12 protein-coding genes and 6 tRNA genes are annotated in these 15,554 nt (G+C 53.0%); 10 read left to right on the plus strand and 8 right to left on the minus strand.

Going from position 1 to position 15,554, the window contains the following annotated elements; genetic code table 11:
- The first annotated feature begins 13 nt into the window (after positions 1-13).
- Positions 14-1,249, plus strand: coding sequence for an ion channel protein (locus HV242_RS16530; RefSeq protein WP_020883101.1), 1,236 nt, complete (start codon positions 14-16; stop codon positions 1,247-1,249).
- On the opposite strand, the gene ipdC is transcribed toward HV242_RS16530, so the two are convergent.
- A complete protein-coding gene (gene ipdC / locus HV242_RS16535) occupies positions 1,250-2,908 on the minus strand; it encodes an indolepyruvate decarboxylase (protein ID WP_063858283.1) in 1,659 nt (552 codons plus the stop codon).
- A 184-nt stretch (positions 2,909-3,092) separates the two neighbouring features.
- Between ipdC and mgrA the strand changes: the two genes are divergently transcribed.
- Together mgrA and HV242_RS16545 are read left to right on the plus strand one after the other, a co-directional pair.
- Positions 3,093-4,091 (plus strand): L-glyceraldehyde 3-phosphate reductase, encoded by a 999-nt coding sequence (gene mgrA, locus HV242_RS16540; protein WP_063858282.1) that lies wholly within the window; start codon positions 3,093-3,095, stop codon positions 4,089-4,091.
- 127 nt (positions 4,092-4,218) lie between these two features.
- A complete protein-coding gene (locus HV242_RS16545; protein WP_047743015.1) occupies positions 4,219-4,566 on the plus strand; it encodes a DUF2502 domain-containing protein in 348 nt (115 codons plus the stop codon).
- Between the two features lie 75 nt (positions 4,567-4,641).
- On the opposite strand, the gene HV242_RS16550 is transcribed toward HV242_RS16545, so the two are convergent.
- Entirely contained in the window at positions 4,642-5,880 is a 1,239-nt protein-coding gene (locus HV242_RS16550) for an Nramp family divalent metal transporter (protein ID WP_020883097.1), read from the minus strand.
- Positions 5,881-6,230: 350 nt separating this feature from the next.
- Between HV242_RS16550 and HV242_RS16555 the strand changes: the two genes are divergently transcribed.
- Positions 6,231-7,418, plus strand: a complete 1,188-nt coding sequence (locus tag HV242_RS16555; protein WP_014171069.1) for a NupC/NupG family nucleoside CNT transporter — start codon at positions 6,231-6,233, stop codon at positions 7,416-7,418.
- Positions 7,419-7,462: 44 nt separating this feature from the next.
- Here HV242_RS16555 and HV242_RS16560 read toward each other — a convergent pair whose 3' ends face one another.
- From HV242_RS16560 to HV242_RS16570, 3 genes are all read right to left on the minus strand, one after another.
- The gene (locus HV242_RS16560) at positions 7,463-9,652 is read right to left on the minus strand and encodes a sensor domain-containing phosphodiesterase (RefSeq protein WP_050737153.1); all 2,190 of its coding nucleotides are present in this window, start codon (positions 9,650-9,652) and stop codon (positions 7,463-7,465) included.
- Between the two features lie 213 nt (positions 9,653-9,865).
- Positions 9,866-9,941 (minus strand) — tRNA-Ala (locus HV242_RS16565).
- A 42-nt stretch (positions 9,942-9,983) separates the two neighbouring features.
- Positions 9,984-10,059 (minus strand) — tRNA-Ala (locus HV242_RS16570).
- Between the two features lie 217 nt (positions 10,060-10,276).
- On the opposite strand from HV242_RS16570, the gene HV242_RS16575 reads away from it, so the two are divergent.
- Together HV242_RS16575 and HV242_RS16580 are read left to right on the plus strand one after the other, a co-directional pair.
- Positions 10,277-10,639, plus strand: a complete 363-nt coding sequence (locus tag HV242_RS16575) for a YfeC-like transcriptional regulator (RefSeq protein WP_014171072.1) — start codon at positions 10,277-10,279, stop codon at positions 10,637-10,639.
- 1 nt (position 10,640) lies between these two features.
- Positions 10,641-11,033, plus strand: coding sequence for a YfeC-like transcriptional regulator (locus tag HV242_RS16580; RefSeq protein ID WP_042866304.1), 393 nt, complete (start codon positions 10,641-10,643; stop codon positions 11,031-11,033).
- Between the two features lie 44 nt (positions 11,034-11,077).
- On the opposite strand, the gene gltX is transcribed toward HV242_RS16580, so the two are convergent.
- Positions 11,078-12,493 (minus strand): glutamate--tRNA ligase, encoded by a 1,416-nt coding sequence (gene gltX, locus HV242_RS16585; protein ID WP_014171074.1) that lies wholly within the window; start codon positions 12,491-12,493, stop codon positions 11,078-11,080.
- A gap of 258 nt (positions 12,494-12,751) precedes the next feature.
- On the opposite strand from gltX, the gene HV242_RS16590 reads away from it, so the two are divergent.
- From HV242_RS16590 to HV242_RS16605, 4 genes are all read left to right on the plus strand, one after another.
- Positions 12,752-12,827: transfer RNA gene (locus tag HV242_RS16590), tRNA-Val, on the plus strand.
- A gap of 41 nt (positions 12,828-12,868) precedes the next feature.
- Positions 12,869-12,944 (plus strand) — tRNA-Val (locus tag HV242_RS16595).
- Positions 12,945-12,973: 29 nt separating this feature from the next.
- A tRNA-Val gene (locus HV242_RS16600) sits at positions 12,974-13,049 on the plus strand.
- A gap of 4 nt (positions 13,050-13,053) precedes the next feature.
- Positions 13,054-13,129 (plus strand) — tRNA-Lys (locus HV242_RS16605).
- A gap of 204 nt (positions 13,130-13,333) precedes the next feature.
- Here the strand turns inward: HV242_RS16605 and HV242_RS16610 are convergent.
- Positions 13,334-14,221, minus strand: coding sequence for a LysR family transcriptional regulator (locus HV242_RS16610; RefSeq protein WP_020883096.1), 888 nt, complete (start codon positions 14,219-14,221; stop codon positions 13,334-13,336).
- 68 nt (positions 14,222-14,289) lie between these two features.
- Positions 14,290-15,546, minus strand: coding sequence for a nucleoside permease (locus HV242_RS16615; RefSeq protein WP_050737154.1), 1,257 nt, complete (start codon positions 15,544-15,546; stop codon positions 14,290-14,292).
- Positions 15,547-15,554: the final 8 nt, after the last annotated feature.

Below are 15,554 nucleotides of genomic sequence, written 5' to 3' on the forward strand. Positions count from 1 at the left end.
CAAGGAAATCATCATGCTCCATCCGCGAGCCAGAACCATGCTCTTACTGGCAATACCGGCGCTGATCATTGGCGTTGCCTCAAGTCTGGTGCTCATTGTCGTGATGAAAGTCGCGTCGGTGTTGCAGGCGATGTTATGGACGGCGCTTCCTGCACAACTGGGCGTCAGCGTGGATTCGCCGGGATGGATCATGTTGATGCTGACGCTCACCGGCGTTGCGGTGGGTCTGGTGATCCGCTTTAGCCCCGGGCACGCCGGGCCGGATCCGGCGCTTGAGCCACTGATCGGTGCGCCCGTTCCCCCCTCGGCGCTGCCGGGGCTGATTATCGCGTTGATCCTGGGTCTGGCGGGCGGTGTCAGCCTTGGTCCTGAACACCCCATCATGGCGGTAAACATTGGTATGGCGGTCTTTCTCGGTTCGCGCATTTTACCCCGGGTCGGTGCGCTGGACTGGACCATCCTCGCCTCTGCAGGCACCATCGGGGCGCTTTTCGGCACACCCGTTGCCGCCGCCCTTATTTTTTCTCAGACGCTTACCAGCAATAACGACGTCCCGCTCTGGGATAAACTCTTTGCGCCGCTGATGGCCGCTGCGGCTGGCGCGCTCACGACCAGTCTGTTTTTCCATCCTCATTTCTCACTCTCTCTGCCCCACTACGGTCAGATGCATATTGCCGATATTTTCAGCGGTGCCATCGTCGTCGCGATCGCCATTGCACTTGGGATGATTGCGGTATGGTGCCTTCCGCGCCTGCACCGTCTGATGCACCGGCTGAAGCACCCGGTGCTGATTCTGGGGGCGGGTGGTCTGATGCTGGGCGTATTAGGGGCTATCGGCGGAACGGTAACGCTGTTTAAAGGCCTTGATGAAATGCAGCAGTTGGCTTTCAGCCAGGTGTTCAGCGTGTCTGATTACCTGCTGTTTGCGCTGGTTAAACTGGCGGCGCTGGTGGTAGCTGCAGCATGTGGGTTCCGCGGTGGGCGTATCTTCCCGGCGGTGTTTATCGGCGTGGCGTTGGGGCTGATGCTGCATGAGCATGTGGATGCGGTGCCGGCAGCGATAACGGTCTCTTGCTCAATTCTGGGGCTGGTGCTGGTGGTGACGCGCGATGCGTGGCTGAGCCTGTTTATGGCGGCGGTAGTGGTGCCGGATTCAACGCTCTTCCCCCTGCTCTGTATCGTGATGTTGCCCGCCTGGCTCCTGCTGGCGGGCAAACCGATGATGATGGCCTGGCGAAACGACAAGTAATCAGGCGTTATTACGCGCTTCCAGAGCTTTGGTAAGCGCCCCGAGCAGCGGCGGGATATCCGCTTTCGGGAGCATCACCTCAATCAACGAGAGCCGCTCGTGGTGCGCCACTTTTTCAAGTACGTCCGCCAGCTGTTCCGCTTCACTGACCCGCCAGCACTCAGACTGAGGATCGAGGCTCAACGCCTGCGGAATGTGCGTCCAGTTCCACAAAGCAATGTCGTTATACCGCTGCTCCGCCCCATGGATAGCCCTTTCAACCGTGTATCCTTCGTTGTTGAGCACCAGAATAATGGGGTGCTGTTTATCACGCAGCATCGAGCCTAGTTCCTGAATGGTGAGCTGGGCCGCGCCATCCCCCGTTAGCACAATCACGCGTCGGTTCGGGCATGCGGTTTGTGCACCAAACGCCGCCGCCAGCGTGTAACCAATCGAGCCCCACAGCGGCTGGACGATAAAATTCACATCAGCCGGTAAACGCAGATCAATCGCGCCGAAGGCGGATGTTCCCTGGTCGGCAAGGATAATGTCCCCCGGGCGAATAAAGGTTTGCAACGTTCTCCAGAAATTCTCCTGGGTAAGCGAACCGTCCGGCTGCGGGAACGGTATTGCGCCGGATGATGACGACATAAGGCCAGCATGCACGTGCTGTTTGCAGAGTTCGACCAGCGTCTCAATCGCCTGGTTCATTGGGATGCCGGTAAACCAGACATCCCCGACGCGTGCGGCATGCGGCTGGACTTCAATGGTTTGCGCCGGGGTAAGCTGGTGCGTAAACCCGGCCGTCAGGGTATCGGTAAAACGCGTGCCAACACACAATACCGTGTCAGCCCCTTCAATCGCCTCTTTTACCGCACCGGTGCTGGCTGAACCACTGTATGTACCGTAAAAACCCGCCTGACGCTCGTCGAATATCCCTTTCCCCATCAGCATGGTGGCATGGGCCATCGGTACCTCTTTCACCCACTTCTGTAGCGCATGCTTCAGGCCATGGCGCAGAACAAGGAAGTCGGCCAGCAGCGCGGTACGTTTGCTCATCGCCAGTTTGTTCTCAGCAGCATCCCGGAACGCTTTCAGGCAGGCGCTATCGGCATGAGCCTGCTTATGAGTGAGAGCGTTTACAGGCGGCGTGGCGGCTTTTTTTGCCACATCGGCGGGTAACATCAGATAACCGGGGCGACGTTCCCGAAGCATGGTTGTCAGCACACGGTCGATTTCATAACAGGCATTTTGTTCGGTAAGGACCGCCTGTGCGACGGTGATCGGCTCGCTCATATGATAAAAGTGACGGAACTCCCCATCCCCCAACGTATGATGCAGCAACTCTCCCCTTTGCTGTGCCGCCGTACCCGGCGCCCCCACAATATGTAAAACCGGGACATGCTCGGCATAGCTGCCGGCAATGCCGTTCATGGCACTTAACTCCCCAACGCCGAATGTGGTCAGCAGCGCGGCAAAGCCCTTACATCGGGCGTATCCGTCAGCGGCATAGGATGCGTTCAGCTCATTGGCACAGCCCACCCAACAAATATCCGGGCTGTCTATTACGTGGTCGAGAAACTGCAGGTTATAGTCGCCCGGCACGCCAAACAGATGATCGGCACCACAATCTGTAAGACGGTCCAGCAGGTAATCGGCGACGCAGTATGGGGTTAGCATAACAGGTGTCCTTCTGACGTTGACCTCACTTTGAGTATTAAAGAAGCGTGATGGCTGTCCAGAATTGGTCGTAAGAAGGGCATGGAAAGAATGCTTTACAAAAAAGGCTGCGCTATGCTCTTTTTTTTCATGTAAATGTAAACGTATACACTGATTTTTCCTTTCAGCGCCAGAGGGCATCAGAATGGGTTACCAGCCGGACAAAAATCGTTATCAGACAATGCAGTATCGCCGCTGCGGGCAAAGCGGACTCAGGTTGCCCGCCATCTCACTCGGGTTGTGGCACAATTTTGGCGACGCCACGCTTGTCGAAAACAGCCGTCAACTTTTACAACGCGCGTTCGATCTGGGTATTACGCATTTCGACCTTGCCAATAATTACGGTCCTCCTCCCGGCTCAGCCGAACGTAACTTCGGTCGCATTTTGCAGGAAGATTTCCTGCCATGGCGCGACGAGCTGATCATCTCGACCAAAGCGGGTTATACCATGTGGGATGGCCCCTACGGCGACTGGGGGTCACGCAAATATCTGGTTGCCAGCCTGGATCAAAGCCTGAAGCGTATGGGGCTGGAATATGTGGATATCTTTTATCATCACCGTCCTGACCCACAAACGCCACTGCTGGAAACCATGAAAGCGCTTGACCATGTGGTGCGCCAGGGAAAAGCCCTTTACGTCGGGTTATCAAATTACCCTGCAGAACAGGCCCGCAAGGCTATCGATATCCTGAACGACCTTGGGACGCCGTGTCTGATCCACCAGCCGAAATATTCGATGTTTGAACGTGCGCCAGAGGAAGGCCTGCTGGACGTGCTGCAGGAAAAAGGCGTCGGCTGCATTCCCTTCTCGCCGCTGGCAGGGGGACAGCTGACTAACCGCTACCTGAACGGTATTCCTGCAGACTCGCGTGCGGCAAGCGGCAGTAAGTTCCTGAACCCCGATCAGATCACCGAAGAGAAGCTGGATAAGGTTCGTCAACTGAACGCGCTGGCGGAAAGCCGCGGCCAGAAACTGTCACAGATGGCGCTGGCGTGGATTTTACGCCACGAGTCGGTAACGTCAGTCCTGATTGGGGCCAGTAAAACTGCCCAGATTGACGATGCCGTGGCAATGCTGGAAAACCGCCATTTCTCGGCGGAAGAACTGGCAATCATTGATGGGATCCTGAACAGCTCAAAATAAAATCACTTTTAGCAAAAAGTGCTCTCATTCATGAATTAGGAGTTGAGGCGATGAAACGAGCCTTTACCAACTCGTAATATTGCGTTAACAGGCCCCACAAAGGCCCCGATCGTGAAGGAGAAAGAGTATGTTCAGGTCACTGATTCTTGCAGCGGTATTACTGGCTTCGGCCCCGCTGATCGCCACTGCGGGCGAAATCACCCTGTTGCCATCAGTTAAATTACAAATTGGCGATCGTGACGACTACGGCAGATACTGGGACGGTGGCTACTGGCGCGACCGTGATTACTGGAACCGTCACTATGAGTGGCGCGGCGACCGCTGGCGCAGACATGATAATGGCCTGCATCGCGGCTGGTACAAAAACAACGCCTATGAACGTGGTTACCGTGAAGGCTGGAACGATCGTGACGACCGCCGCGGTGGCTGGGGTCACGGTGGCAGAGGACGCGGTGGTCACGGCCATCATCACTAATGCGTCATCAGTAATGCATCATCAATAATGCAAAAAGGAGCCTCCCGGCTCCTTTTTATTTGGTTCAACGCGATGCTATAACCCCAGAGCAGTGCCGACCAGGAGCCACAGGTTCAACGACACCACTACCGCCACAATGACCCAACCGGTTCGTTTCACCAGCGTGCTGTTCACCAGTTCGCCCATCAGGCTTTTGTCACTGGTAAAGATCAGCAGCGGCACCAGTGCAAGCGCGATACCAAAACTCAGCAGTACCTGGCTCATGACCAGAATTCTCGTGGGATCCAGCCCCATCAGAATCACAACAAAGGAGGGCAGCATGGTCACGGAGCGACGAACCCAAAGCGGAATGTGGAAACGGACAAAGCCCTGCATCACCACCTGCCCTGCCAGCGTCCCCACAACCGTTGACGAGAGACCGGCCGCCACCAGGCTCAGCCCGAATATCGTGGCAGCAGCGTGGCTCAGTAACGGTTCCAGCGTAAGGTATGCCTGGTCGAGATCGGCAATACCGGTGTGACCGTTAAAATGGAAAGCGGCGGCAGCGGTCGCCATCATCGCCAGGTTCACAAAACCGGCAATGGTCATGGCGATCGCCACATCCCATTTCGTCGCAGAGTAACGCTCTTTGCGCGTCCCACCGTGCAGGTGCTGTGTCAGCGAGGAATGCAGGTAAATGACATGCGGCATGATGGTTGCGCCCAGCACCCCGGCGGCCAGGAACACCGCTTCAGAGGTTGGCAGGCTCGGGATAATCATCCCTTTGCTGAGCTGTGCCAGATTCGGCTGAGAGAAAATCAGCTCGACGATATAGGCCGCCGCCACAAACAGCAGCAGCCCGCCGATAACTTTTTCCAGCGGTTTTTGACCGCGACGCTGCAGCATCAGGATCAGGAAAGTGGCAATCCCGGTGAGCACCGCGCCCTGAAGCAGCGAGACGCCGAGGATCAATTTAAAACCAATCGCGGCCCCGATGAATTCGGCGAGGTCGGTTGCCATGGCGATAATTTCCGCCTGAACCCAGTAAAGCCATACCGCCGGACGCGGATAATGATCGCGAATTTGTTCAGCCAGGTTTTTGCCCGTGGCAATCCCCAGCTTCGCAGACAGCATCTGGATCAACATGGCCATCAGGTTAGCCCACACGACCACCCAGAGCAGCTTATAGCCGAAGCTGGCCCCGGCCTGAATATTGGTCGCAAAGTTACCTGGATCGATATAGCCGATGGCAGCAATGAACGCAGGTCCCATTAACGCGAACCGCAACTTGCGCGCTGCTCTGCCACTGCTACCCTCTACGCGACTGTTTGTCATTTCTGCCTCTGGAAATATAGCCTTTGCTATGTTTAATGCTATCAAAATGAGAATGATTATCAAGATCATTTAGTGAGTTTATAGTGATTTCTCTGATAGCTTTGAACAATAGACGGGCGGGTAAGGTGGGGCGATCTAACAAAACCTGCAATCGCGCACGCTTTTGTGAAGACTAGCACACAAACTTAACTTTTCACGCATTTACCTAACATAACAAAAATGTATTGTGGATCACTAATTTTGAGACTCGTCACAGGATGTAACTATAGTGTGTCCTTGATCTCGTTTTCTTTTCGCTTGTTACATAGAATGTGCACGAAAATTAAACCTGCCTCATATTTGGAGCAAATATGGACCGCGTCCTTCATTTTGTCCTGGCACTCGTTGTCGTTACTGCGCTTGCGTTACTGGTCAGCCATGACCGTAAAAAAATCCGCATCCGCTTTGTTGTTCAGCTTCTCGTTATTGAAGTTTTGCTCGCGTGGTTCTTCCTGAACTCCAACGTGGGGCTTGGCTTCGTAAAAGGCTTCTCCGAAATGTTCGAAAAACTGCTCGGATTCGCCAACGAAGGGACGAACTTTGTCTTCGGTAAAATGAACGACGAAGGTCTGGCGTTCTTCTTCCTGAAGGTACTGTGCCCTATCGTCTTCATCTCTGCGCTGATCGGTATTCTGCAACACATTCGTGTGCTGCCCGTCGTTATCCGCGCCATTGGTACCGTACTCTCCAAAGTTAACGGCATGGGTAAACTGGAATCGTTCAACGCCGTCAGCTCCCTGATCCTGGGTCAGTCTGAGAACTTCATCGCCTATAAAGACATCCTCGGTAAGATGTCCCGCAACCGCATGTACACCATGGCAGCCACCGCAATGTCTACCGTCTCCATGTCTATCGTGGGTGCGTATATGACGATGCTGGAACCTAAATACGTGGTTGCCGCGCTGGTCTTGAACATGTTCAGTACCTTTATCGTTCTCTCTCTGATCAACCCGTACCGTGTTGACGAAGGCGAAGAAAACCTGCAGATGGCAAATCTGCATGAAGGTCAGAGCTTCTTCGAAATGCTGGGTGAGTACATTCTGGCTGGTTTCAAAGTGGCGATTATCGTTGCGGCGATGCTGATCGGCTTTATTGCCCTGATTTCTGCTCTGAACGCCCTGTTCGCAGCGGTTCTGGGTATCTCCTTCCAGGGCATTCTGGGCTACATCTTCTACCCGGTTGCCTGGGTGATGGGTGTTCCTGCACATGAAGCGCTGCAGGTAGGCAGTATCATGGCGACTAAACTGGTCTCTAACGAATTCGTTGCGATGATGGATCTGCAGAAAATTGCCAGCACGCTCTCGCCACGCGCGGAAGGCATCCTGTCCGTGTTCCTGGTCTCCTTCGCTAACTTCTCTTCCATCGGTATTATCGCCGGTGCGATTAAAGGTCTGAATGAAGAACAGGGTAACGTGGTTTCTCGCTTCGGTCTGAAGCTGGTTTACGGTTCTACGCTGGTGAGCGTACTGTCTGCCTCTATTGCGGCACTGGTACTGTAACACCTGTAGCGAAATAAAAACCGGGAGCTCAGCTCCCGGTTTTTTTATATCCGTAATTCATTAAGCGGTTTGGGTTTGCCAATCAGGTAACCCTGCAGATAGTCGACCCCGAAGTGAAGCAGCTTCTCCCGCTGTTCCGGCGTTTCAACATATTCGGCCACCACACTCAGTGATTTCGTCTTCGCCAGGTTGCAAATCGACTGCACGATCATCGCATCCATATCGTCGGTACAGATATCTTTTACAAAGCACCCGTCAATTTTGATGATGTCCGCCTGCAGACGTCTGAGACGTTCGTAGTTGGCATATCCGGTGCCGAAATCATCAATCGCGATCCGGAAACCGCAATCCCGCAACTGCTGAATGTTTTTGATACTGCTGCCCGAATTAGAGAAAGCCTGCTCTTCGGTGATCTCAATCACCACCGCCTGTGGTGCAACCCCATAGCGTTCAAAGAGCGAGCAAATCTCGATGGCCACCTCTTTTTGCATCAACGTCAGGGGCATCAGATTGACAGAAAAACGCACTCCGGCATGCGTCGCTGGATGATCGCGCAGCCACACCAGTAATTTTTCCATCACGCACATGTCGAAGCGGTGGCTCAGGTTAAACTGGGCAATCAGCGGTATAAAGCGGTCTGGGGTGATGATCTCGCCCTCGCTTTCCATGCGCGTCAGTATTTCGTAATACCCGCTACCATCTGCCTTCTGGATTGGCTGGGCGTATAAATGAAACTGTCCGGCATCCAGAGCATGTTTAATGCGCGCTAACATCAAAACCCGCTCGGTTGTTTGTCCTGATGCCACCTCGAGGCTATTGGTGAGCGCCAGTACATTATGCGCTCCGCAAGATTGCTCAGCCAGCCAGCTGAGCTGCCCCAGCGTATGGTGTAACTTCTCACCGTTTTCAACCATTCCCCAGGAAGCGCCAAATTCAATATCCAGCCCGGTGTTGTTCCAGACAATCTTACGGCTGTTCAGCTGATCGACCATATGCTGCAGGCGCTCAGCGGTTCCCGGCCCCAGCAATACCAGCACCAGTTCGCTGCCCGGGAGCTGGAAAAGCCGCTCATCTTTTTGCAAAAATGGCTGCAGCGAGGTGGTCACCATCCGTTTGCAATGTACCCGCATAAGAATGCCGTAGTGACGACTCAAGAACTCGAGGTTGTCCATTCGCAGACAGCACACTTTGGCATCAGGGTGGTCCTGCAAAAAATCTTCCAGTGCACGAATGTTCGGTAAACCGGTCAGCGGATCGGTTAGCGCCCTGTCCTGCCAGTCCTGCTTCAGCCACTCGCTGCGCTGATAAATCCGCGACATGTAGAGCAAACAGATGGCGAAAGAGATAAGGACAGACAAAATAAAGGAGAGCGAATGGCCTGACTCCACACCATTGAGGAAATTATAGTTATAGGTCAACAGCAGAAGTGCGGATGCCGCCCAGAAAAGAGAAATGAGCGCGTAGCTCAGGCGACTGATCCCTAACGTAAAGAGAATAAAAATCACTGGCATTAAATAGCCCGCAATAATAGGTGACTCAAAAGGAGCACATAAAATTGCGAGGATGACGATTAAAAGCATCAGCCAGACTAATATATATAGCGATTTCTTTTGAAAAAACACGGGCTTCACACTGCGTCGCCAGAAGGTGATGGCATAACGTGGATTAATTATCATTCTTAACGGGTAATAGAACATCATGGTAAATATCAACGCCGCGCAGATCAGACTTTGTATATCGACTACGTTATAAATTGCGGTACCTTCACCGAAGAAGGTTGAGATAGTAACCGGGAAATGGAACAAATAACCTGCCAGGTACATCGACACTTTTATGCCTATCGGTACCATAAAGCCGAGCCAAAATATCCGTAACCCAATATGCTTGTTCGGCACGCAGTAGCGCCAGCGCTTGCCCAGTATGATCCTGAGGATGCCGCACCCCGCAAACACCGAGAACGTCTGACAGAACAATAAAACTGAATATTGTAGCGGTGCTAAATCAATGCTGAATATATTAGTGATAGTAAAACTTAACAGAACAGGAATAACCGCCCGGCGCCCAAATACCAGAATAACCGCCAGCATTACGCTTAAAGGCAGCCATGCTAAATATACGTCATGACCATTAACAACAGCGCGCGGAGAGATATAACGGGAGAATGGCACCGCAACCAGGCAAAGCGCGAGGGCAGTTATAAATATCTTTACATTATTGTAAGTTTTTCTATTCATTAAGTTAGATAATCTATTTTCCATTCGTATCATTGACCGGATGGATAATAGGTTTATTAATTGCGCGAATCAAGTTGAAGTCTATTTATAGACCGCTTTATTGATTTTGATTGAGGTGAGGTACAAAAATACCTCTATTTCAGCAACAAATTAGGGTGAAGAGTTTTACAAAAGCATAAAAAAACCCCCGTCTTTCGACGAGGGTTCAAATTTTGGTGGAGCTAAGCGGGATCGAACCGCTGACCTCTTGCATGCCATGCAAGCGCTCTCCCAGCTGAGCTATAGCCCCACATGTTGACTTTACTGACCGCACTCTGTTGGGTTCAGAGTATGGTGGAGCTAAGCGGGATCGAACCGCTGACCTCTTGCATGCCATGCAAGCGCTCTCCCAGCTGAGCTATAGCCCCATCGTAAAGCTGTCATGTTGACGGGCGGCATAATATGAATTCCGCTGCGGAGTGTCAACGGCAAAATCAATGACGGCGGTTCAATCGCCGAAAAATCATGCAAATGAATCACTTTGCGAGTCTGCTCGCAGTCATGAGTTAAGCCTGTCACATTTTCCTCTAAAACGGTGCTATAAAATGAGCCGTTAATTAACCCCACGAATATTCAGGAAATTGCATGATCAAGGAACGAATGACGCCAGAAGAGTTAGCCCTGCTCACTGGCTATAGCCGCCAGACCATCAATAAATGGGTACGCAAAGAGGGTTGGATTACATCGCCAAAACCAGGAGTCCAGGGCGGCAAAGCGCGTCTGGTGCACGTTAATGAAAAAGTGCGTGAGTTTATCCGCAGCGCGCGCCGGGCAAGTGAAACGTCTGAGATACCAGAAAGTGCCAGCCATGATGGCTCGCTTCACTCCCTGCTCCTGACGCTGGCAAATGAAATGACGCCGGAAGAGCAAAGGCAGATGACATCACTGTTACTGCGGGAAGGGATTACCGGATTGTTGCAACGTTTAGGGATACGCGACCAAAACTGATATGAAAAGATTCCGTAGCAAAATGACCACCGAAGAGCTGGCAGAAAATTTGGGTGTTGCACGGCAAACGGTGAACCGCTGGATACGCCAGCAGGGATGGAAAACCGAGGGCGTCAATGGGGTGAAAGGCGGACGTGCACGGCTGATTCACATTGATGCCCGCGTGAAGGAGCACATCATGAGCCTCCCGGCTGTCCGTAACCGTCAGGCGGTGTACCATCTGGCGGAGGTGACATCGTTGTACAGTGAACCCTCCTCTACTCTGCGTCCTGGGATCATCGAGACGCTGGAGAATATGACGCACCTTGAGCAGGAGCGTCTGGATGCCTTACTAAAGCGTGAAGGGATACGCGGCTTTCTTGCACGTCTCGGCATTGCTGAATTTAATGCATAAAAAAACGGCAGGTCTCCCTGCCGTTTTTCATGGTTCAGGCGTTATTACTGCTGGTTTTCGCGCTCAGTAATAAAATCCAGCGCCTTGTTAATGCGCGCTACGCTGCGTGATTTACCAATGGCATGAACGGTAACATCGAGTGCCGGAGACTGACCCGCACCGGTGACTGCCACACGCAGTGGCATACCCACTTTGCCCATACCAACTTCCAGCTCATCTGCCGTCGCCTGAATGGCATGATGCACATTCTCGGCAGTCCAGTCAGTCATCGCCGCCAGTTTGTCACGCACCACTTCGAGTGGCTGACGCGCAACCGGACGCAGGTGCTTCTTCGCCGCGTCTGCATCGAACTCGTCAAACTCTTCATAGAAGTAGCGGCAGCTTTCAGCGATCTCTTTCAGCGTTTTGCAACGCTCGCCGAGCAGTTTCACCAGTTCCGCCAGTTCAGGGCCAGTACGAGTATCAATATTTGCCTGCTCGATGTGCCACTGCAGGTATGTCGCCACATATTCCGGCTGCATGGTATTGATGTAGTGGTGGTTCAGCCAGAGCAGCTTATCAGTGTTAAACGCGCTCGCAGATTTGCTCACCGCGCCCAGAGAGAACAGATTGATCATCTCTTCACGGCTAAAGATCTCCTGATCGCCGCTGGACCAGCCCAGACGCACCAGATAGTTCAGAAGCGCTTCCGGCAGATAGCCGTCGTCGCGATACTGCATGACGCTGACCGCACCGTGGCGTTTAGACAGTTTTTTGCCGTCGTCGCCATTGATCATGGACACGTGCGCATAGACCGGAACAGGGGCGTTCAGCGCTTTCAGGATGTTGATTTGACGTGGGGTGTTGTTGATATGGTCTTCGCCACGGATAACATGCGTGATTTCCATATCCCAGTCGTCAACCACAACGCAGAAGTTATAGGTTGGGGAACCGTCGGTGCGGCGGATGATCAAATCGTCCAGCTCCTGGTTGCTGAATTCGATCGGGCCACGGATCTGGTCGTCAAAAATTACCGAGCCGTCCTGCGGGTTAGCAAAACGCACCACGCACGGTTCATCAGCAGCATGCTCGCTATGGTCATGGCGGCAGCGGCCGTCATAACGCGGTTTTTCACCCTTCGCCATCTGATCTTCACGCAGCGCATCAAGGCGTTCTTTGGAGCAATAGCATTTATACGCTGTACCCGCGACCAGCATCTCATCAATCACGGCGTTGTAGCGGTCAAAACGTTTGGTCTGGAAATACGGGCCTTCGTCCCACTCCAGATTCAGCCAGTTCATACCATCCATAATGGCTTCAATTGCTTCCGGCGTGGAGCGCTCAAGATCGGTGTCTTCAATACGCAGTACGAACTCACCTTTGTTGTGGCGTGCAAAAAGCCAGGAATAGAGAGCGGTACGTGCACCACCGACGTGCAGATAGCCTGTCGGGCTCGGCGCGAAGCGAGTTTTGATTTTCATGAAATGGCCTTACGTTATAAAGATGCCGGCAATCGGCAAATCCTGGGAAAAAAACAATGGGCAATATTCTATCACTGTGGGGGGATTCCTCAATGTTGATCCCTTTATCGTGAGGGAGTTTGCGATTTTTGTTTAGAAATCATGCGTCATCGCCCGTTTCGCGATCGTTTTGTTTAATTTTACGACGAACGAATAAAAACTTTAGAAAATGCGTTGACTCATTTTCAACTCTCCCTATAATGCGACTCCACACAGCGGGGGTGATTAGCTCAGTTGGTAGAGCATCTCCTTTACACGGAGGGGGTCGGCGGTTCGAGCCCGTCATCACCCACCATCTACTTAAGTAGACTCGCAGTGTAGATAAGTATTGAGATTGGGCGATTAGCTCAGTTGGTAGAGCATCTCCTTTACACGGAGGGGGTCGGCGGTTCGAGCCCGTCATCGCCCACCATTCTCACCTTATCGCAGCAGTTCCGAAATGGGCGATTAGCTCAGTTGGTAGAGCATCTCCTTTACACGGAGGGGGTCGGCGGTTCGAGCCCGTCATCGCCCACCATTTCGGGTCGTTAGCTCAGTTGGTAGAGCAGTTGACTTTTAATCAATTGGTCGCAGGTTCGAATCCTGCACGACCCACCAATGTAAAAAAGCGCCCTAAAGGCGCTTTTTTGCTATCTGCGGTATGGATGATTCGAACCTGCAGCAGGTCCAAGCCGAACGCAGTGAGGCAACGGAGCCGTTTACGGCGACGGCCCGAAGGGCGAGCGAAGCGAGTCATCCTGCACGACCCACCAATGTAAAAAAGCGCCCTAAAGGCGCTTTTTTGCTATCTGCGGTATAACATTACTCTTCCGTCAACGTTGCGATCAACGACTTAATCGCCGGTGTCGCCTGCTTCTCGTCATACACCACATACAAATCTGCCGGTATACGTACCTGTAATGGACGAAATACCACACCGGGCCACTGCATTTGCGCATAGCTGTCAGCAGCTAACGTAATCCCCATTCCCATACTGATCATTGCCAGCACCGTCTGCGGTTCATCGGCTTCACGCACTATCATCGGTGAAAAACCGGCCTGCTGACACACTCGCTGTAAGAACGACCAGTCAGAATGCGCAGACGGCATAGTGACAAAGTACTCATTCTGTAGTTCGGTGAGCGCAATTGCGCTTTCCCCCACCAGCCGGTGATCCTCCGGCAGCGCAACCAGAAACGCCGCATCCCGTAAGCGGATACTGGTAAACCCTGCGGTGGGCTCGGTAGCCATTCGCCAGATCCCGACATCCAGCTCCCGACGCTCCAGCAGCGCCATTTGCATTACCGGCGACTTTTCGCGAAAAACGACATCAACGTTCGGATGCTCTTTTAAAAATGTGCGCATGACCGTGCGCACTTCGCTCCACATGGCGGTACCGACAATGCCCAGCGCAATCCGCCCTGCCTCACCCCGTCCAATTTGTTCGACCCGCGCCAGTGCCTGGTTTGCGCTGGCAAGAAGTCGACGGGACTCTTCCATCAATACTTTACCCGCATGGGTCAAGGCGACACTTCGTGAGTGGCGAATAAACAGTAAGGTACCGAGCTGACTTTCCAGCTCTTTTATATGCAGGCTCAACGGCGGCTGCGACATATTGAGCCGGGCCGCAGCCCGTCCAAAATGAAGTTCCTCAGCGACGGCCAGAAAATAGCGCAGCAGCTTGAGGTCGGTTCGGTAGACGCGTTCCATCAACACATATCCTGGCGATAACACTTATGCTCCCACCTTAAAGCCTTTCACCGCCTGCCGGGAAAACTTTAATGCGCAACTGTGCGCAACTCGCTGTTTTTACTGGTGTGGCGATAGTTAAAGCTGAAATAAAATACCACGGCGAGCACCAACGCATACGCCGCAAATACCAGCCAGATGGTCTGCCAGTCTTTCACCCCGTCCACGGAGAAATAATCTACCGCCGCGCCGCTCAATACCGATCCGAAATAAGCACCTATACCGTTAACGGTCGTCATAAACAGCCCTTGCGCGCTGGCGCGGATATCAGCGCTTACCTCCTGTTCGACAAACACCGAACCGGAGATGTTGAAGAAGTCGAACGCGCAACCGTAGACCAGCATTGACAGTATCAACAGCCCGACGCCTGTCGCGGAAGGATCGCCATACGCAAAGAGTCCAAAACGCAGCATCCAGGCCACCATGCTCATCAGCATCACGGTTTTTATGCCAAAACGTCGGAGGAAGAAAGGAATGGTCAGGATGAACAGCACCTCTGACATCTGCGAGACGGAGAGCAAAATAGAAGGGTATTTAACGATAAAGCTTTCCGCATACGCCGGATTACGCGCAAAATCATGCAGAAAGGGGCTACCGAAAGTATTGGTGATTTGCAGCACGGCGCCCAGCAGCATCGCAAACAAAAAGAACACCGCCATTCGGGGCTGTTTAAACAGGACGAACGCATTCAGGCCAAGTTTGCTTGCCAGCGTCGATGAGGTTTTATTCTTCGCCACCGGAATGGCCGGTAAAGTCAGTGAATAGAGCGCCAGTACCAGCGACGCGGCAGCAGCAATGTAGAGCTGAATGTTAGTTAACTCTGCCCCCATCAGGCTTATGGCCCACATCGCCACAATGAAGCCTACCGTGCCATAGACCCGCACCGTTGGAAAATGGGTCACCGTGTCCAGCCCTGCCTGCTCAAGACAGGAGTAGGAAAGGGTATTCGAAAGCGCAATGGTTGGCATAAAGGCCATGGCATTAACCAGCATGACCCAGAACATCAGCCCCGGTTCATTGACCTGCGCGGCATAGCAAAGCGCAACGGCACAGACGAGATGGCAAATCACATATGCACGATCTGCCCGCAGCCACTTATCGGCAATAATGCCCACCAGCGAGGGCGTGACGATCGCGGCAAGCCCCTTCGAGCTGTAGACCATACCCACGTCCGAGCCGGAAAAACCCAGGGTGTTAATCATGTAAGCGCCGAGAGTAACGAGCCAGCTTCCCCAGATAAAATATTGCATAAAGGACATCATCTTTAAGCGCGTCGTGATGTTCATACCCGATT

Source organism: Enterobacter sp. RHBSTW-00593 (assembly GCF_013784105.1).
GTDB classification, from domain to species: Bacteria; Pseudomonadota; Gammaproteobacteria; order Enterobacterales; family Enterobacteriaceae; genus Enterobacter; species Enterobacter ludwigii.

What these genes read in the sequence shown, in the direction of transcription:
- HV242_RS16530 (WP_020883101.1), top strand. Translation starts at nt 14, where the DNA reads ATGCTCCATCCGCGAGCCAGAACCATGCTCTTACTGGCAATACCGGCG.
- ipdC (WP_063858283.1), bottom strand. Translation starts at nt 2,908, where the DNA reads ATGCTAACCCCATACTGCGTCGCCGATTACCTGCTGGACCGTCTTACA.
- mgrA (WP_063858282.1), top strand. Translation starts at nt 3,093, where the DNA reads ATGGGTTACCAGCCGGACAAAAATCGTTATCAGACAATGCAGTATCGC.
- HV242_RS16545 (WP_047743015.1), top strand. Translation starts at nt 4,219, where the DNA reads ATGTTCAGGTCACTGATTCTTGCAGCGGTATTACTGGCTTCGGCCCCG.
- HV242_RS16550 (WP_020883097.1), bottom strand. Translation starts at nt 5,880, where the DNA reads ATGACAAACAGTCGCGTAGAGGGTAGCAGTGGCAGAGCAGCGCGCAAG.
- HV242_RS16555 (WP_014171069.1), top strand. Translation starts at nt 6,231, where the DNA reads ATGGACCGCGTCCTTCATTTTGTCCTGGCACTCGTTGTCGTTACTGCG.
- HV242_RS16560 (WP_050737153.1), bottom strand. Translation starts at nt 9,652, where the DNA reads ATGAATAGAAAAACTTACAATAATGTAAAGATATTTATAACTGCCCTC.
- HV242_RS16575 (WP_014171072.1), top strand. Translation starts at nt 10,277, where the DNA reads ATGATCAAGGAACGAATGACGCCAGAAGAGTTAGCCCTGCTCACTGGC.
- HV242_RS16580 (WP_042866304.1), top strand. Translation starts at nt 10,641, where the DNA reads ATGAAAAGATTCCGTAGCAAAATGACCACCGAAGAGCTGGCAGAAAAT.
- gltX (WP_014171074.1), bottom strand. Translation starts at nt 12,493, where the DNA reads ATGAAAATCAAAACTCGCTTCGCGCCGAGCCCGACAGGCTATCTGCAC.
- HV242_RS16610 (WP_020883096.1), bottom strand. Translation starts at nt 14,221, where the DNA reads ATGGAACGCGTCTACCGAACCGACCTCAAGCTGCTGCGCTATTTTCTG.
- HV242_RS16615 (WP_050737154.1), bottom strand. Translation starts at nt 15,546, where the DNA reads ATGAACATCACGACGCGCTTAAAGATGATGTCCTTTATGCAATATTTT.